15 protein-coding genes are annotated in these 17,498 nt (G+C 50.8%); 7 read left to right on the top strand and 8 right to left on the bottom strand.

What is annotated here, in order from left to right:
- Window positions 1–16: 16 nt before the first annotated feature.
- The gene (locus NNL21_RS17845; RefSeq protein ID WP_204818576.1) at window positions 17–931 is read right to left on the bottom strand and encodes an NADP-dependent oxidoreductase; all 915 of its coding nucleotides are present in this window, start codon (window positions 929–931) and stop codon (window positions 17–19) included.
- A 125-nt stretch (window positions 932–1,056) separates the two neighbouring features.
- Here NNL21_RS17845 and NNL21_RS17840 point away from each other — a divergent pair, with 125 nt between their 5' ends.
- On the top strand, window positions 1,057–1,926 hold the full coding sequence (locus NNL21_RS17840) for a LysR family transcriptional regulator (protein ID WP_204818575.1): 870 nt from the start codon (window positions 1,057–1,059) through the stop codon (window positions 1,924–1,926).
- Window positions 1,927–1,973: 47 nt separating this feature from the next.
- Here NNL21_RS17840 and NNL21_RS17835 read toward each other — a convergent pair whose 3' ends face one another.
- Together NNL21_RS17835 and NNL21_RS17830 are read right to left on the bottom strand one after the other, a co-directional pair.
- Window positions 1,974–2,531: a DUF1697 domain-containing protein gene (locus NNL21_RS17835; protein ID WP_204818574.1), complete on the bottom strand. Its 558-nt coding sequence runs from the start codon at window positions 2,529–2,531 to the stop codon at window positions 1,974–1,976.
- Window positions 2,532–2,620: 89 nt separating this feature from the next.
- Window positions 2,621–3,970, bottom strand: a complete 1,350-nt coding sequence (locus NNL21_RS17830; protein ID WP_204818573.1) for an aminotransferase-like domain-containing protein — start codon at window positions 3,968–3,970, stop codon at window positions 2,621–2,623.
- A gap of 244 nt (window positions 3,971–4,214) precedes the next feature.
- Here NNL21_RS17830 and NNL21_RS17825 point away from each other — a divergent pair, with 244 nt between their 5' ends.
- Window positions 4,215–5,093, top strand: coding sequence for a DMT family transporter (locus NNL21_RS17825; protein WP_305880865.1), 879 nt, complete (start codon window positions 4,215–4,217; stop codon window positions 5,091–5,093).
- 31 nt (window positions 5,094–5,124) lie between these two features.
- Complete coding sequence (locus NNL21_RS17820; protein ID WP_204818572.1) at window positions 5,125–5,901, top strand: arylamine N-acetyltransferase family protein; 777 nt, start codon at window positions 5,125–5,127, stop codon at window positions 5,899–5,901.
- 124 nt (window positions 5,902–6,025) lie between these two features.
- On the opposite strand, the gene NNL21_RS17815 is transcribed toward NNL21_RS17820, so the two are convergent.
- The 3 genes from NNL21_RS17815 to NNL21_RS17805 all read right to left on the bottom strand — a co-directional run bounded on the left by NNL21_RS17815 (window position 6,026) and on the right by NNL21_RS17805 (window position 8,523).
- Window positions 6,026–6,340 carry a hypothetical protein gene (locus NNL21_RS17815; protein ID WP_204818571.1) on the bottom strand — a complete coding sequence of 105 codons (315 nt, stop codon included), beginning with the start codon at window positions 6,338–6,340 and terminating at the stop codon, window positions 6,026–6,028.
- 384 nt (window positions 6,341–6,724) lie between these two features.
- Window positions 6,725–7,840 carry a sensor histidine kinase gene (locus NNL21_RS17810; RefSeq protein WP_204818570.1) on the bottom strand — a complete coding sequence of 372 codons (1,116 nt, stop codon included), beginning with the start codon at window positions 7,838–7,840 and terminating at the stop codon, window positions 6,725–6,727.
- Window positions 7,837–8,523, bottom strand: coding sequence for a response regulator transcription factor (locus NNL21_RS17805; RefSeq protein WP_204818569.1), 687 nt, complete (start codon window positions 8,521–8,523; stop codon window positions 7,837–7,839). The genes NNL21_RS17810 and NNL21_RS17805 overlap by 4 nt, the downstream gene beginning before the upstream one ends.
- Window positions 8,524–8,667: 144 nt before the next feature.
- Between NNL21_RS17805 and NNL21_RS17800 the strand changes: the two genes are divergently transcribed.
- Window positions 8,668–10,734, top strand: a complete 2,067-nt coding sequence (locus NNL21_RS17800) for a multicopper oxidase family protein (RefSeq protein ID WP_204818568.1) — start codon at window positions 8,668–8,670, stop codon at window positions 10,732–10,734.
- Between the two features lie 162 nt (window positions 10,735–10,896).
- Window positions 10,897–11,427: a hypothetical protein gene (locus NNL21_RS17795; protein ID WP_204818567.1), complete on the top strand. Its 531-nt coding sequence runs from the start codon at window positions 10,897–10,899 to the stop codon at window positions 11,425–11,427.
- 197 nt (window positions 11,428–11,624) lie between these two features.
- On the opposite strand, the gene NNL21_RS17790 is transcribed toward NNL21_RS17795, so the two are convergent.
- Window positions 11,625–13,223 carry an amidase gene (locus NNL21_RS17790; RefSeq protein ID WP_256555314.1) on the bottom strand — a complete coding sequence of 533 codons (1,599 nt, stop codon included), beginning with the start codon at window positions 13,221–13,223 and terminating at the stop codon, window positions 11,625–11,627.
- Window positions 13,224–13,672: 449 nt separating this feature from the next.
- Complete coding sequence (locus NNL21_RS17785; RefSeq protein ID WP_204818566.1) at window positions 13,673–14,563, bottom strand: AraC family transcriptional regulator; 891 nt, start codon at window positions 14,561–14,563, stop codon at window positions 13,673–13,675.
- Window positions 14,564–14,691: 128 nt separating this feature from the next.
- Here NNL21_RS17785 and NNL21_RS17780 point away from each other — a divergent pair, with 128 nt between their 5' ends.
- A complete protein-coding gene (locus tag NNL21_RS17780) occupies window positions 14,692–15,708 on the top strand; it encodes a glycoside hydrolase family protein (protein ID WP_204818565.1) in 1,017 nt (338 codons plus the stop codon).
- A 247-nt stretch (window positions 15,709–15,955) separates the two neighbouring features.
- Window positions 15,956–17,413, top strand: a complete 1,458-nt coding sequence (locus tag NNL21_RS17775; protein WP_204818564.1) for an MFS transporter — start codon at window positions 15,956–15,958, stop codon at window positions 17,411–17,413.
- Window positions 17,414–17,498 lie beyond the last annotated feature (85 nt).

Raw genomic sequence — 17,498 nt, 5'->3', positions numbered from 1 at the left:
TTATGATGAATCGTGATTAGTCGAACGTTAGGACGATCTTACCGCGGCCGTGCCGCGTCTCGATCAACCGGTGGGCAGCTTCAACCTGATCGAGCGGGAACATCTCCCGGATATGAATGCGCAGTCTCCCCTTCGTATGCAGCTCTACCAGCTCGGCAAGACGGGCAGCGGAGCGTTCGCCGCGAACGGTGCGAAGGCCAAGTTCCTCATTCAATTCATAGGCTACGAATGTGCAGATGCGGTTCTTGTCCTTCACCAATTCCACCGATGCGCGGACACCCTCAGCACCGGCTGTATCGAATGCGGCGTCAATCCCTCCCGGAGCGATCGCTTGCACCCGTTCGACCAGCCCTTCTCCATACGTAACCGGTATGGCGCCAAGCGAGCTAAGATAGTCGTGGTTGCTCTCGCTGGCTGTGCCGATCACAGTCTTGGCCCCCCATTCCTTGGCCAGCTGTACAGCGAAAGCACCCAGAGAACCGGCTGCTCCATGGATCACGACCGTATCCCCTTCACCAACGCCAATTGCCTTCAACGCGATATAAGCGCCCTGGCCGTTGCCAGTCAACCCTCCTGCCTCAGCCCAGGACATCGCCGCCGGCTTGCTCACGATCTGGCTTGTGCTAACCACCACATATTCGGCATAGCAGTTTAGCATCGCGAATCCGAGAACTTCACTGCCCAATGTAAAGCCGGATACCCCATCCCCGACCTGATCCACGATTCCAGCAAATTCGTTACCCGGAATTTGCGGCAAGTTAATCGTGACACCTGCAGGCGACCAGCCTCTGCGTATTCCGCAATCGTAATGCTGTACGCCTGCCGCCTTAACTCTAACCCTCACTTGACCAGGACCGGCTTGCGGATCAGGAAACTCCATCACCTTCATGACCTCCGGACCGCCAATTGACTCAAATGCAGCTGCCTTCATCGTCCATCCCTCTCCTTCTTGTTTGTTCGTTTAAAGCCATTCTATAATTGATTTGCAATAAATAAAAATATATATTTGATTATAAAGATCATATACTGTGGTATATGACGATGGGAGGAAAAAGGATGGAACTGCTGCAACTGCAGTACTTTCGGACGGTCGCCAAATTGGAACATATGACACGGGCAGCCCAAGAGCTGCGGATCGCGCAGCCTGCGCTCAGCAAGACAATCGCTCGGTTAGAGGAGCATGTAGGCGTGTCGCTGTTTGACCGCCATGGCGGGCGGATTCGATTAAATTCGTTCGGCAGAGCGTTTTTGAACAAAGTGGAAGCTGCGCTGGGATTACTGGATGAAGCGAAGAAGGAAGTGCTCGAGTTAGCGGGGCTGGAGCAAGGGAGCATTCATTTGGCGACATCGACATTAACTCGCTTGTCAGAGCCATTGGGTAAATTCCTGACTCTTCATCCCCATGTCAATATGCAAATTACGCAAGCCTCGACGGCAGAAATTGCGCAACTCATCGAAACTGGAGCGGTCGATATCGGCTTTACGGCGATGCCGGTTGATCATCCCGGAATTGCGTATGCGACCGTACTGAAGGAAGATTTATATTTGGCGGTTCACCCGAAGCATCGCTTAGCCAACCGCCAATCTATTCGCCTGAGTGACGCAGCCGACGAACCGTTTATCGGGTACAAAGAAGGGTTTGTTTTTCAAAGAATGAACGATATGTTTTTCCGGGAGGCCGGAATATCGCCGAAATTCGTCTGCCGGGTAGACGAACCAGCCGCTGTTGTCAGTCTGGTCCGCACCGGGCTCGGTGTTGCTCTATTCGGATGTAAGGGCGGAGAGAACTCCGATCTTACGCTTCTGCCTATTGAATATCCGGTCTGTCAGCGTAACTATCAGCTTATTTGGTCAGAGAAGCGATACTTCTCCTTGGCCGCACGCAAATTTCGCGACTTTGTCATTCAATATTTTTCCAGTCGGTAGACAGCCCCTAACGATCGCATAGGCATCCTCTCATCTCATTGCACTCGCTATCCTAATTCGTTCGACAACGTGACGAGCTTGTTGATCGTTTTCCAGTTGCGCGTAGTAACCGGCACCCCCAGTTTCTCCACCTGGACCGCAAGCTTCGAATTGCGGATACTTTGGTGAAACAAAAGATAGATGTCCCTGCCCACAACGCGGAATTGCTCGTCTTGGGAGCTGAAGGCTCCCAGCTTCTCAAGCTTCTCAGCCTGGGGCTCCTCCAGCAGCATCGCGACATATAAGCTCTCGCTCTCTGAGGCAGCTTCTGCGTCGGCAATGAGCTTGCGTGAGAATGGGCAGACCTCCACAAGCTTATTCAATTCCGCGGATGATCGGATCATGACCTTGATCGGCATCCCGAACTCCTTCTCAATCATTTGTTCGATCCGGTTGCGCAATACCGCCTCGTCTTCATCCGACTCGAATAAGACGTTGCCGCTCTGAATGTACGTTTGGACACGGGCCAGGCCCACCGCGCCAAGCGCTTCTCTTAGATCCGCCATCTTGATTTTGTTCTTCCCGCCAACATTAATGCCTCTCAGCAAAGCAATGTAAGTTGTCATGTACTCACCACTTTCTCTAGTTTCTATTATTTTCAAGTTTATCCTATTTCCAAGGCTGCCTATTGTACAAAAGCGACCTCCGCATACGGTTAATGTGTATTGCCCTGCCTCACTTCGTCAATGATTGCCTTGACGCCCATGTCGATTTGCTCCGGCTGCGCCCGCGAAATGCTGATCCGCAGAAACTTGTCCCGCTCCCGGTAATCCGTTAGATAAAACCTTTTTCCGGAGACAACGCTGACGTTTCTCATCGCAAGCCGCTTCGTCAGACTATCCAAATTAACCGTTTTCGGCAGCATAAAAGGCACATAGATGCCTGAGTTTATGCACGTCACGCCAATTGAACCCGCATCGTTATACCGTTCTACAGCCTCATTTAAGGCACGGACCCTCGCTGTGTATTGATTGCATATTTTGCGCTTATGCCGTTCATACATGCCATTCTTGATGTATACCTCAAGAGCCGCCTGGGATAGCAGCGAGGTATCTGCATAACTTTTACAGGCGTGATATGTCTCCAGTAACCGTTCCGGCAGCACGGCGGCGCCCAATCGCAAGCCAGGGAAGATGATCTTGGAGAAGCTCTTCAAATAAACGACGTGAGAAGTCCGGTTATATGCGTAGATGGGCTCGAAGCCCCGTTCTTCTCCTAAGTCGGCCATGTAATCGTCCTCTACGATATACACATCGTATTTACTGGCCAAACCAGCAATCGCTTTCCTCTCCTCCACGCTGTACGAGGTACCCAGCGGGTTGTGATATCTAGACATCGTATAAAAAAACTTAATTCCGCCGTTCTTGAACTTCTCCTCCAATTCCTGCAAATCAATGCCTTTCGTCGAGCGAGCGATTCCGCATACCGGTATGCCTTCCGCTTCGAGAAAACGCAAATAGATATCGTACCCCGGCTGCTCGACCAAGATGACCCGCTTACCGCTCGGGAACGGCATCCTGGCCAATATCTCTAATGCCTGCTGCGCCCCCGAAGAAATCACGATCCGGTCCGCACTGGCAAACACTTGGTCGCTTGCCAAATGGGAAACAAGCGTATGCCGGAGTTTCTCTAGCCCACTCCACTCCCCGTAAGTGAACAGGTGGTATTTGTAAGTATCGATCGCCTTGTTCAAGCAGTGCTGGAAATCCAAATACGGAAACACGTTGACATCCGGAAGCACCGAAGCAAAATCGATCAGCTTGCTCTTGTTCTCCGCGCTGCCAGACTGTTCTTCCGGTTTGCCGACGACATAATAACCGCTTTGCGAGATGGAATAAATGGCATGCCTTTTCTCCAGCTCTGCGTATGCCCGAGTGATCGTGCCGGTACTGCATCCGTACGACTTCGCGGCGCTTCGGACCGAGGGCAGCTTCTGGCCCGGCCGGTAATGTCCTTCACTTATTTGCTGCTCCATATCGGAGAGAATGAACAAATATTTTCGCATCCTGTTCCTCCTCGCTTTATCTCATCATTATACAAGATCCGGACATCTGTATCGATACAGTTCGAGTAATTCAATATTGTCCGGGAGGCTGATTCGGCCTATTATTTCAAGTAACGGATCGATGGTTGTTCACAAGTATGATTCCGACTCTTGAAAGGAGGAGAACGACATATCCAACCAGAACGATTTACAACGCGCTTATTTATCAGCCGTGTTGAATGCGGTCATTATCGGGTTTTCGTTTTTGTTTACGAAAATAGCGCTTGAATACGCCAAACCGATGGACACGCTGATGTATCGTTTTGCCGTATCGTTTGCCGTCATGTCGCTCCCGGTTCTGCTTGGCCGCGTGAAACTGAACTATCGCGGGAAACCGATATACAAGGCGTTATTGCTCGCAACGATGTACCCGCTTGGCTTCTTCACATTCCAAATATTCGGGCTGCAGCAAGCCACCTCATCCGAAGGAGGTATCTTATACGCCTTCACACCTGTCTTGACAATGCTGCTCGCCTTCGTATTCTTGAAGGAAGTAACCACCCGCCTGCAGATGCTGTCCATCTTCCTATCGGTTCTCGGCGTTGTATTCATCTTTGCGATGAAAGGGGGCGGCATCGAATTATCGAATATGACGGGGATTTTCCTGTTATTCTTGTCATGCCTGGCTTTTGCCGGTTACAGCGTTTTGGCCCGGTCTCTCTTGAGAACCTTCAGCCCTGCTGAGATCAGTTATATGATGCTGGGAATCGGCTTTGTCACCTTCCTGGCAATATCGCTCACGGGTCATACGGCAGCTGGGACGCTTCATACTTTGATCGAACCACTCGCCAGCAGCACCTTCATCCTCTCAACGCTCTATCTCGGTGTGTTGTCTTCCCTTCTGACTGCACTGCTATCGAACTACGCTTTGTCCAAGATTGAAGCATCCAGCATGAGCGTGTTCTCCAATCTGTCGACTGTCGTCTCGATCGCGGCTGGAGCGATTGTTCTTCAGGAAGAAATGACGGTATATTCGATCATAGGATCGTTGATGATTATCACGGGCGTTATCGGAACCAATCATTGGAGGCGCCGCCAATCAGAGTCGCGGACATTCCAGTCGGAACGGGCAGACGCCCGATGAGGATATGAGAATTGTATTGGAGGGAATATGAATGAACGAGCTGAATGCTTTATTTCGTACAAGGATCGGACTGTCCGCTAACGAAAGGTTGACTTTCGAAAGCTTGGATCACGTTCTTGCTTTGACGGCTGCAGCCATCCCATTTGAGAATTTACGCATCATGGATCAAAAAACCAACGAGATCTCGATCGCAAATTTAACGAACAACCTGCTTGTGCAGCATGAAGGGGGACTCTGCTACGAATTAAACACCCTGCTCTACCTCTTCTTGATCGACAATGGATTCGACGCCGTTCTCACGCGCGGGGTTGTCTATAATTATGATGCACAAGCGTTTGTAACGCTGGGAAGAACGCATGTAACCCTTCTTCTCATGCACGAGGGGCAAGCATATCTGGTTGATACGGGCTTCGGCGGGAATTTGCCATTAAAACCTGTTCCCCTAACCGGGGAAACGATCACTTCCACGAATGGGGAATTTCGGGTCGTACGCGTGGACAACGAGCATGGTGACCATAGGTTTGAAATGAAATTGAAGCATAAGCATGCCGATTGGCGGATCGGCTATGCCTTCGATTCCAGGAAGCCGGTAACCGATCTATCGGAATTCAATGAGATCCAACGAATCATCGCCGAGCATCCGCAATCTTCATTCAATAAACATCCGCTCCTCACCAAGCTTACCGAGCGAGGAAGTCTAACCTTGACGAACACTTCGATTACGCAATGGGAGGATGGAATCATGACGAAAGAGAATATTGACGACTCGAGGTTCAAGGAGCTGTTGAAGCAGCATTTTGGAAGATAGACGCATGCAGGTGAGAGCAAGCTGCGCCCGCTCACTCCATTCCCATTACTTAGGCGCAAGCTGCTTATCCCGCGCCGAGTCGAGACGGGCGCAACCTTACTCGTATAAAAGAGTTGCACGGCCCTTAATCCATGAACGCGATTTGAATTAATTCTTTCGCCTTCTTCAGCTTCCGCGCATCTAACTGCTGAAGCATAGCTAAGATTTCGCTTATCGTTACGGATTCTAGTGAGGAATGCGCGAGGACCGCCGGAACGGTATGCCCATCTTGAGCCGAGTCAGGCTTCTCCTCGTATGAATCCCCTTGAACCCATGATGCTTCTGACGTATCCTTCATGCATTGTACAAGAAATTGCATCTGTTCGATATTATATCTGCGCAGAAAGTTCCGTACATTATGTTCAATGTGGCTGTGCAGCTGTTGATGTAATTCATACACGTGACGACCGAGTGGGGTTAAATGAAACAATACGGCATTTTATTCGATGAGCCGAAGCCAGGGCGACCATTCGTCAGCTTGCTTCCTAGAATCAAAGGCGTTTCCTTACTGACCGTTATGAGCACTCCTAATTTCGTATATAAGTGGATTTTCGGCAATCCGGTTACAAAAATATTATTTCGCGGTACATTTCGTAAAATGGGGATACACAAGCTCAAATGGTATAACTACACCGGAATGGAAGGTCGCAGTTTAGAGAAACGCCAACACTATTTAATGAGAACGGAACGTTTATTCTCGAATCTATAACCCCCTACTTTACGAACCTGTGGGCTGATCTCACGGAAAAAACGCAGCCCTGATCCGGCTGCGATTGTCCTCATCTTATCGATGTTCTCTGACCAAAGAAACAGCTGAAACAGGGAGAAACACCGTAAATTCAGCACCGCCGCCGGTGATATTCGCAGCTTCTATATATCCCCCATGTGCGATTAAGATTTGCCTGGCGATCGCAAGACCCAGACCCGCCCCTCCGGACGCCCTCCGCTCCGTCTTATCGACCTGATAAAATCGATCGAACAAATGAGGAATTGCTTCCGGAGGAATGCCAGGCCCCGTATCCTTGACGGCGACGCTAACAAACCCGGAGTCTTCTGTGCGAGAAATAGTTAAGGTGATGGCTCCACCATGAGGGGTATGCTTCAGAGCATTCGCCACTAAGTTAAGGAAGACCTGCTTAATCCGCCTTGCATCGATATGGATCCAAACCGTGTCGCCGGATGCCGGAACAACCAAATGAACGCCGTATGCCTCAGCTTCCGGCAAAACAAGCTCTGATAAGTCAGTCAAGAGTACAGCAAGATCGGTCATTTCTTTATGTAGAATCAGTTCACCCGCCTCCGCCGAGGACAAAAGCTGAAGCTCATCCACCAGCCGAATCAAACGAAGCACTTCATCGTGAAGCGGCAGCAGCGATTCCGGCTTAACGTCGGAAGGGGATTGTTGAATCAGCTCCAGCTTGGATAAAACGATCGACAGCGGCGTTCTTAATTCATGAGCAACGTCCTCTACCAATCGTTTACGGCTATTCTCCGCTTCCCGTAAATTGAGCGTCATCTTGTTGAACGCCTCTCCAACCTGTCCATACTCATCCCGTCTTAGAACCGGAACTTCCGCGTCCAATTCTCTGCGCGCCACTCTATCCATCACAGCGATTAGTCGTTTGAGCGGTCTTACGAGCATGCCCGACAGCCAGTAACATACAACGGCGGTGATGCCCGCTACATAAAGAGTAACCGTAATGGCTTTTAACTCCATTTGTTCCAAGATAAAGCCTCTTAGTCCTTCCAGCTGTTCCACCGGGACCTCGCCACCGCCCCCTTCTGAATAATATCTGGCGAATAAACTGCCTAGAAATCCTTGTGTTGTACCGATATAAGCCACGCTTACGAGAACAACAAGCACAGCCATAACGGTGAAAATTTTACCCCGAACCGTCATTTCGACTCACCGAACCGATAACCGAAGCCGTACACGGTCTGAATGTATTGCGGGTTCCCCGGGTCAATCTCCAGCTTTTTACGGAGTTTGCTAATATGCGAATCTAAGGTTCTTTCATAGTTCATGAATTCCTCATCCATGGACGCCCTCATTAGCTGCAGACGACTAAAGACGATTCCCGGCCTGGCCGCCAGGGTTAGCAAGATTTTAAACTCGGTAGGCGTAAGCGGAATGAGTTCTCCACCTCTTATGGCTTGAAACCTGGCTTGATCAATGAACAGATCCCCCCGCTCAAGAACGAGATTCTCATCCGGCTTCTGCTCGATTCGCCGCAAGACGGCGCGAATGCGGGATGCAAGCTCCCGTAAACTAAACGGCTTCGTGATGTAGTCGTCAGCCCCGAGCTCAAGCCCGACGATCTTATCCGTTTCTTCAGATTTGGCTGTAACCATAATAATGCCATATGAGCCGGATTGTCTTAATTCCCGGCATACTTCGATGCCGCTCTTTCCAGGCAGCATCCAATCGAGCACTACAATACCCGGCCGCCGCTTCCCTGCAATATCGAGCGCTTCATGTCCGTTAGTTGCAGTTATGACGTGAAATCCTTCCTGCTCTAGGAACCGTTTCATTGTTTCCAGCATTGTCAGCTCATCTTCCACGAGAAGAAGGGTGGTTTCCATGAGACATTCCTCTCCTACTTTTTTTTATACTATAACACCTTTTTTCCGGCAAGAGGAACGTCCATACAAAAAAAAGAAGACCTCCAACTTTTCTACACATTCATTCTGTACACTGTGAAAAAACCGAATGAAGGAGAATGACAGATGAGAGGTTTGTTAATGCTCGAATACGAAATGACCTTTTTACTTATTATTTTTTGGGGGATCGTTTTGTACAAAACCAATAGATTACATCGATCACGAACAGACACTGCACTGTGCTCCAATATAGGCAAGGTACGTCTATGGCTGTATACGGCAATCTTCATGACCGGGATCAAGGTCGCTGCAATCGCAGTGCTGTGGCATGCGGACTGGGCGTTTGTTGAAGATAAGGTTCTGGTCCAGCTGCCGTTGTACCTCCTATCGATTACCGCCGTTTTCTCTTTTTCGCTCCCATACCTAAAGGCCGTTTCCTCCGAGGCTCTTTCCTCGCAGGAAAGCACGCTGCCGGAAGCGGTTCGTTTCCAACTTTTCAATCCAATTGTCAAATTCCCTGTTACCGCGGTCTTGATATCATCAGTCGCCGCATGTATGCAAATGCTGTTCTTATCGCAATCTCCATTCCGACCGGGAACACTGGTGTTGGTTTGGGGCGGATTATTCGTATGGGCAGTCCTGTATTGGCGGATTCAATCGATGCGCTACAACAGAATCGTCGCTGACCAAGCATTCCCGCCCAATCGATCGGTTCAACAGAAATGTGCAAGAGCGGCCCTCGTATGCTTATCTTTGGCCGCCTTGCTTGGAATCACCGTTCTCACCGGCATGACCGCTTCACGCTTGCCCGCCCGTATGAATATGGCAGATCATGGCGGCAGCCTACACCATCATACGAACCATGCTTCGATGATCAGTGTGGAAGATTTAAAAGGTCCTCAGAGCGGAACTCCGGACCGCATGTTCACCTTGTCTGCCCAAACTATGAAGCGCACAACTCTGTCTGGGGAACTGGAGGAAGTATGGGCATTCAATCAACTGATCCCTGGTCCTGAATTGCGGGTCCAAGAAGGCGAGCTGGTGGAAGTCAAACTGGTCAATATCGATATTGACGAAGGGGTAACGCTGCACTGGCATGGGCTCAATGTTCCCAACGGGGAAGATGGCGTAGCTGGATTGACCCAGGATGCGGTATTGCCGGGGGGTCAGCATACGTACCGGTTTATTGCGAATCAGACGGGGACGTACTGGTATCATTCCCATCAGCAATCCTCGGTCCAGGTCGCCAAAGGTCTGTACGGCGTATTGATCGTGGAGCCACAAGCTTCAAACGAGGCAAAGAACGTTGATCTCGCCGTTATGTCGCATGGGCAAGGAACAAGTAACGGCACGACCATTACGCTAGGGTCGCTCGGGGAGCTTCAACGTGTCCTTGTAAATCCGGGAACGTCCGTCCGCCTGCGGCTGATTAACGCCCGCAACATGCCGCAATCCTTCCATTTGTCAGGCGTACAATTTCGGGTAACAGCAATTGACGGGATCGATCTCCATGAACCGCAATTGATTTCCGGTCAGAAGCTGCTGCTCGCAGCCGGGGGGCGATATGACCTTTCGTTTCAGATGCCGACCGGCGCGGTTGGTCTTGCTCACTCCACCGACTTCATCACAGATCATAGCGACGCCCTCGTGTTAGCTTCCAATAATAAGGATTTGCCTCCCCCGTTCCAGCAGGAATCGACTTTTGACCCTGCAGCATACGGCACTCCAAGTTCTGTACCGTTCGACGCGGAAACGAACTACGACAGAAGCTATACTCTAGTTCTTGATAATCGTGTTGGATTTTACAATGGCAAATTAACGAATCTGCAGACGATTAACGGGTATGTGTTTCCTCATACGCCATCCCTAATGGTCCGGGAGGGAGATATCGTTAAGGTTAAATTCGTGAATCGCGGGTTTATGGACCATCCCATGCATCTTCATGGCCACCACATCCTGGTTTTAAGCCGCAATGGCACTGCCGTTACAGGCAGCCCTTGGTGGACAGACACGCTTAATGTTGCGCCCGGCGAAACCTATGAAACGGCATTTGCGGCCGACAACCCGGGATTGTGGATGGACCATTGCCATAATCTGGACCATGCAGCCGCAGGGATGTCCATGCATCTCATGTATGAGGGCATCTATACGCCTTATGAAATCGGTGCGGATACGATCAATCTAACGGAATAAATGCAATTGATCGCGGATAAGGGAATGGACTGAGCGTCTTCTTACTCAATGTCCTCCACTCCTGCAAGTTGTTTATGTGCCGTATTCATGCCATTCCATCCATGTTATAGTAAATAAGGGATCTACATGCAGCAGTTATCTATTAACAGGAGGAGGGATCTCATGGAATACATAAGGGACTACGCCATGTACGCATCCATATTCGGCATGTTTAGTTTTTGCTGGTTCGGCTGGGCACAAGAAGATCCCAGGAAAAGCTGGCGCAAATATATTGGTATCGCTTCCGGTGTAGCACTTCTAGTATGCTTGCTGGGTGTCTATCTAAGCGTAACGAACTGGGACGCGCCTTCCGCTTTGTCAAACACGGGCTCATTCAGTCAATACCTCATTACAGTCTACATTGAATTCTTTGTGGCTGGCGCCGGTGCTTTTGTGTTGATTAAATTCAAGCATAAGGATTACGTCGCCCCTTGGATTGCCTTTATTGTAGGTATTCATTTTATTGGCTTGAAAAGTGTTTTTAATGACAGCAGCTTATATATCCTGGCGGCATTACTCGTGGCAGTCTCAATCATTTCGTTATTTATATCCCGCAAACTGCAGGTAGCGAACAGCGCGATTACAGGCATTGGCGCCGGTACGGTTTTGTTTGGCTTTGCTATACTAGGATTGATTCGATATGCATCGGTATAAACAAGGAACCACGTCCAGCGGATGTGGTTTCCTTGTTTATCGGTAGAGCCTGTGAACCCGTATCCCGCTTGTTTCCACACAACCAAGTCTTTGTTATGTGCCCAGCGCGTTATTAGCCGTTCATGACATACGAATACCCTTGACCGATCTACGGACAAGGGCATTCGTATTGTGTTATAGGTGGTCGAGCTGCCGGTTTATGGCTTCTCCACCAGCACCGGCGCCTTGCGGAATTTGGTCGCCTGTTCGTAATCGTAAGCCATGCCGAGCAGATCCGCTTCGCTCCACATCTTGCCGACGAAGGCGATTGCGAATGGTGATCCGCTCTTATAGTAACCGCCGGGAACGGTGACCAGCGGGACGCCCGCAATGTTGATTTCGGAGACGGTCGTCGCGCCGATGTTGTCTTTGCTGTCCAGCTGCGGCGTTTCCTTGAACATTTGTGGATAGACCAACACATCCAGATTGTGCTCATCCATCACATCGTTGAAGATTTGCAGCATTTTGGTACGGACCTTCACGAAAGCAGATAAATCCGCCACGCCGTTCGGATCCGGATGCTTCTTGTTATACCGGTCGAAGATGGAAGGCGTCTGCCCCGTCTTATCCATCAGCTCCTGCACGGACTTGATCGCCGCATTCGGCCCAAGCCGCTCCAGATAGTCCTGCATATCGTAGATAACGGACTCGATGCCCACCGATCCGGATGCTTTGACATACTCGGCAAATTCGGTCCCGGCGAAAGGATCCGGAACGACGGTCGCGCCCTGCTTCTCCAGCTCCGCGATCGCGCGGTCGTAGAGCTGCTGCGTCTCATCCGTCAGCTCCTGATTCCTCCAGCCCGGGCCGTAGAGTCCGATTCGCTTGCCTTTGAGTGCGAGCGGGTTAAGCTTGGATGTATAGCCGCTGCGGGGCATATTGCCGATGGAAGCGACCGTCTTCGGATCCTCATGACTGTATCCAGCGATCACATCCAGCATGATGGCCGCGTCTTGAACCGTTCTGGCATGGGGGCCAATAACATCCCGTGTGCTTCCGCCGAGCGGAACGACCCCGGCATTGGCAACCAAGCCGAATGTCGGCTTAATGCCGACCAGCGCCTGCGCAGCCGCGGGATTCTGAATGGATCCGCCCGTCTCCTCCGCAATGCCGAGCACCGCAAAATTACCCGAGATCGAGGTGGCCGTTCCGCTGCTGCTCGCACCCGGCACCAGCCTTCTGTCGACCGCATTATATGTATCCCCGTCCCAGCTCGTTGTCGCTCGCGTACCTGAGCTGCTGAAGGCCGGAATGTTAGTTCTGCCCAGGATGATGGCTCCGGCTTCCTTCAAGCGGCTGACGACCGGCGCATCCGTCTCCGGTATGAGCTCAATGCCGCCCTTGTCCTTGCTCAGCGGCTCCCAGCCCATCGTCGACGGGAAGCCCGCCATGTCCACAGCCTCCTTGATGACAATCGGAACACCGGCTAATTTCCCCAGCGGCTTGCCCGCTGCGCGAAGCCGATCGATCTCTTTCGCTTCCGCCAATGCCTTGTCGTTCATGACAGTGAAGGCATTATAGGCGGATTCATATTTTTTTATGCGATCCAGATAGGCCTGCACGACCTCCACGGCCGTATAGTCACCCTTGGCGTAGCCAGCTTGCAATTGTTGAACGGTAATTTCTTCGAAGCGGAATTTGTCGGCTGCCGATGCCGCAGGCACGGAAACCAGTACAGTTGCAGTCAGCATAATGACGAGAATGATGGATAAAGAACGTCTGAACGAGAAATGAACGGCTTGCTGTCCCATAGACATTAGGCTCCTCTCCCAATCTTGCTTTTGTCGCAACTCTCTCAATCTACCGATCGTGTCGCACATCCTCCCGCACCCGTCCTCACATCGCCGCCCACCTCCGCAAGGCCATTAATCTGGCCGCTTTTCTACCAAGATAGTAACACCGTCTCAATTTTACGTCAATATGTTTAACATTAAAAGTTATCTTAATGTCATAAAAATGTCTGAATCCACAAATTCATTGAGGGTTCGAGAGTGGTTATGTTTGATTCAATTATTTTATGTTATATTTACTTACATATAGTACTCCCAAACAAACCAATAACATCTTTATTTTTCTTGCGCATAAAAAAACCCCTTACAATGATCTGGTCAGGCAGCGCCTGTCCATGATCCACTGCAAAGGATCGAACCAACGGGGAGATTCCGCCTCTCTCAATCATAGTGATGTACTTCGTCCATGCAGCGGTCTAATCCATGTCTTTCTCCCCGCTCCTGCCCCATTGCTCACGCCTGTAATACGTAGGCGACTGCCCGGCATGCTTCTTGAACAAACGGCTGAACACGGCAATGTCGTTATAACCGCTGTCCCGGCTAATCTGCTGGACGGTTGTATTCGTATGCACCAGCAGATGCTTCGCCTTGTTCATCCGATACTGGAGCATCAATGCGGACGGTGTCATACCGGTTGCTTGCTTGATCCGTCTGGTTAAATAATCCGGGGAAAAGTGGAAGCGTCCGCCCAATTCCGCGACACTCAGCGGTTCCGCATAATGACGCTGCATATAAGCGATCACTGCCTTGATCGGATCAGACGGATCCTTCCGTTCACTGTCCAGCCACACCATCCGTTCGAGCAGCTCGAGAAAGCACATTTGTTTATGCAGCGCCCCTCTGCCCGGCACTTGTTCTTCATGCAGCTGCTCGAACAGCTCCTGCCAGTCCGGCTGCGGGTATACGCCGCGCATCGGCAGCGCGATCTCGAATTGTGGAGAACGGACACCTTCGCCGCTGTCGAGCTGCTTCACGCGAGGAGACTGCTCCGGCAAGAGGGGATCGGTTTCGATCCGCCATGCTGCCTGCGGCAAAAAATGGACATAGCGGAACACCGTCTTGACCCCGCTGGCCCGATGTCCATAATGCCGGATGCCCGGCGTCTGAATGAACCATTGTCCTGCGGTAAGCGTATAGGCGCTTTCGCCTTCCGTGAAGTAGAGCGCACCCTCCTCGATGAACATGGCCACAAAGGTCGAAAAAACTCGCTCCGGATGCATATCGATCGGCCCGTAATTCACCTTTCCGGAGGAGATGTACGTCGGGAACGGACTGCATTGAAATCGCAAAGCTGGAGAACCTTCCATCCTGATACGGCTCCTTAAAGTCGGATTTGATCAAAATTATACCTGATACAATCATGGGAATAAACGGTTTTCCATGCTAGTATCGTTATGAAATCATCAAATCGCAACTCATATAAGGAGCGAATGACATGAATATAAACGACTACTTAACCCCGTACAAACGGGATAAGCCGGTGCTTACCGGCTCTGGAGTGGCGGGCGCCTTCGATGAGAAAGCGATCGATTGCCCGTTCGTGTTCTACCATCAAAACCAATATTACATGATGTACATCGGCTTTGACGGCAAAGGCTACCAGACGGGGCTGGCAACCAGTGATAATCTGCTCGATTGGGAGCCGATTGGCTTGGTGCTGCGCCGTGGAGAAGGCAGCGGCTGGGATTCATTGAATGCCGCCGGATGCTGGATCCTGCGCGAGAACGATATGGACGGCCCGCCGGTGCTCAAGAAATGGCAGAATAAATATTGGCTCGCCTATCATGCCTATCCCGGCGATGGCTATGAGAACGGCCCCGGACGCATCGGGCTCGCATGGACGGAGGACCCGAGCCTGCTTAACTGGAACCGGCTGCCGGAGCCGATTCTGTCGCCGGAGGACGGTGCCGCGTGGGAGCAGGGCGGCTTGTATAAGGAATGCCTGCTGGAGCATGACGGCCTGTTCTATTTGTTTTACAACGCCAAGAACAAGACGGACAGCGGCTCCGGTTGGGTGGAGCAGACCGGTCTGGCTACATCGCCCGATCTGGTGAATTGGACCCGAGTCGACGGGAATCCGCTGCTGCGCGTTACCGCAAATGCATGGGACGAGAAATTCGCCAGCGATCCTTGCGTGCTGAAGCATCGGGACGAATGGGCAATGTATTACTTCGGCTACGACGGCAAGCATGCGCAGGAGGGCCTCGCCTTGTCAGGCGACCTGCTGACATGGGAGAAGCATCCTCAGCCGATTGTTCAGGCCGGACAAAGCGGCAGTCTGGACAGCATCCATGCGCATAAGCCATCCGTTATCCGCCACGAAGGTATCTTGTATCATTTCTATTGCGCATGCCGGCCGAGCCAGCCCGGTGACATTACCGTCAACTTCGGCAATGAATTCAGGACCATCACGGTTGCCACCTCGCAGCCATTAACGGATTTGCAGACTTAAATACGAAGCAATAAGTGACCCTCGCCCGCTGTTTTCGTTATTCATCTGGCTATAAAGGAAATAACCGCTGCACGCTTAGAGAATCATAAGTGTGCAGCGGTTATTTCCTTGTTTGACGAATCCCCGCGATAACACCAGCTCCTTGATATGAGCTGCCTAACCTTCCCATTTCCTTCCGAGCTATTCGACATGCCGATCCAATGTTAGAATAGAACAAGCAGTTCACTATACATGAGGAGCCTAACAAGTGCGTTTACATCCAATCCACATTTTACGTATCACAGGACTATTAGATGGTATTTCATTGCTATTATTACTCAGTATCGCGATGCCCTTGAAATATATTTGGGGGATGGACATCGCCGTAACGATTATGGGAAGTATCCATGGCGGGATTTTCAGCGTTTATGCACTCGCTATCCTGTATGCCGCCATTCGGATGAATTGGAGCCTGCTTTGGCCGGCTGCAGCACTAATCGCAGCTTTTATCCCTTTCGGCAACTTTATACTGGACTGGAAGCTGAAGAAGGCACAAGCCAGCTATAGCATAAGGCCCTTTAACTATGCCGTGCTCGTGTACAGCATCGTGTTTTTTTCTTTTTTCGACTTATTCTCGCAGCTCCCGGTCATGAGTACCTTTGCGGCATCCGTCGGCGCCAGCTCGTTTATCGTGGGCTTCGTGATCGGGTTGTATTCGTTAGCCAATACGCTTGGCAATATTTTATCCGGGATAATGACGGATAAGGTCGGGCCCTTCAAAATATTGATGGTCGGCTTGCTGTTAACAAGCGTCGCGCTGCTCCTTTATCATTTCGTCGATCAACCCTTGTTCTTGATCATCGTACGAATTCTGCATGGATTTGTCGCCGGATTGATTGTGCCCGCAGCATTTACTTTCTCTGCGAACACGACAGTTCATGATCAGCAAGGCAAGAAAGTTGCCTTTACCGGCACGTTTGTGGGACTAGCCGCTATTATCGGCCCTGCTTTCAGCGGAATTATGGCGAGCAAAACCTCGGTACCCTACGTCTTTACATGCGTAGCTATAGCGGGATTTTCACTTACCCTCCTGTCCGCTGTTTTTCTTGGCAAGTACAAGATAGCCAAGAAAGAGAAGGACGAGCTCATTCAAGCTTCAGGCTCGCTTTTCAATTCGGGCGTAATAAAGGCATATGGCGGTGCTTTCTTCTTGATGTTCTCGCAAGGCGCAATCGCTTATTTGCTGCCCCTGCATGTTCAAACACTAGGTTATGATTCGAGATTGAGCGGCACCTTGATGAGCACATTCGGGATCATTGCCGTTCTCATATTCGTACTTCCTACAAATCGTATATTCGATCGCGCCGCCTCATCAACAACGTTGGCCTTTGGAATGGGGTTAATGGGAGTAAGTCAGCTGCTTATTAGCCTATCCACGACGACATTAACGCTTTACTTTGTTTTAGGGCTATACGGAGTAGGCTTTGCCTTCTTGTTCCCCTCAATCAATACGATGCTCATTAAAGCTGTCCCAACTGAACTGCGGGGAAAAGCTTACGGTTACTTCTACGCCTTCTTCTCGCTGGGTGTTGTGGCCGGCTCTTCCCTGCTTGGCTGGCTGCCGTTCAACATCCTCGAAGGGTTTATGCTCACCGGCATCATCCTGCTGCTGTTCGCGGCTTTCGCCGCCTTCAACAAGCAGAGAGACCATGCATTGAATCACTAGTACGATATTCGGTGGAAGCCAGAGGGATCAGATCCCCCTGGCTTCTTCATTGCCATTGGAGCGTTCTGCTGCACAGGCGGCTCAT

Source organism: Paenibacillus mendelii (genome assembly GCF_024498075.1).
GTDB classification, from domain to species: domain Bacteria; phylum Bacillota; class Bacilli; order Paenibacillales; family Paenibacillaceae; genus Paenibacillus_Z; species Paenibacillus_Z mendelii.
The sequence above is the reverse complement of the archived record's forward strand: the minus strand, read 5'-3'. Positions and strand labels throughout refer to the sequence as shown.

What these genes read in the sequence shown, in the direction of transcription:
- NNL21_RS17845 (WP_204818576.1), bottom strand. Translation starts at nt 931, where the DNA reads ATGAAGGCAGCTGCATTTGAGTCAATTGGCGGTCCGGAGGTCATGAAG.
- NNL21_RS17840 (WP_204818575.1), top strand. Translation starts at nt 1,057, where the DNA reads ATGGAACTGCTGCAACTGCAGTACTTTCGGACGGTCGCCAAATTGGAA.
- NNL21_RS17835 (WP_204818574.1), bottom strand. Translation starts at nt 2,531, where the DNA reads ATGACAACTTACATTGCTTTGCTGAGAGGCATTAATGTTGGCGGGAAG.
- NNL21_RS17830 (WP_204818573.1), bottom strand. Translation starts at nt 3,970, where the DNA reads ATGCGAAAATATTTGTTCATTCTCTCCGATATGGAGCAGCAAATAAGT.
- NNL21_RS17820 (WP_204818572.1), top strand. Translation starts at nt 5,125, where the DNA reads ATGAACGAGCTGAATGCTTTATTTCGTACAAGGATCGGACTGTCCGCT.
- NNL21_RS17810 (WP_204818570.1), bottom strand. Translation starts at nt 7,840, where the DNA reads ATGACGGTTCGGGGTAAAATTTTCACCGTTATGGCTGTGCTTGTTGTT.
- NNL21_RS17805 (WP_204818569.1), bottom strand. Translation starts at nt 8,523, where the DNA reads ATGGAAACCACCCTTCTTCTCGTGGAAGATGAGCTGACAATGCTGGAA.
- NNL21_RS17800 (WP_204818568.1), top strand. Translation starts at nt 8,668, where the DNA reads ATGAGAGGTTTGTTAATGCTCGAATACGAAATGACCTTTTTACTTATT.
- NNL21_RS17795 (WP_204818567.1), top strand. Translation starts at nt 10,897, where the DNA reads ATGGAATACATAAGGGACTACGCCATGTACGCATCCATATTCGGCATG.
- NNL21_RS17790 (WP_256555314.1), bottom strand. Translation starts at nt 13,223, where the DNA reads ATGTCTATGGGACAGCAAGCCGTTCATTTCTCGTTCAGACGTTCTTTA.
- NNL21_RS17785 (WP_204818566.1), bottom strand. Translation starts at nt 14,563, where the DNA reads ATGGAAGGTTCTCCAGCTTTGCGATTTCAATGCAGTCCGTTCCCGACG.
- NNL21_RS17780 (WP_204818565.1), top strand. Translation starts at nt 14,692, where the DNA reads ATGAATATAAACGACTACTTAACCCCGTACAAACGGGATAAGCCGGTG.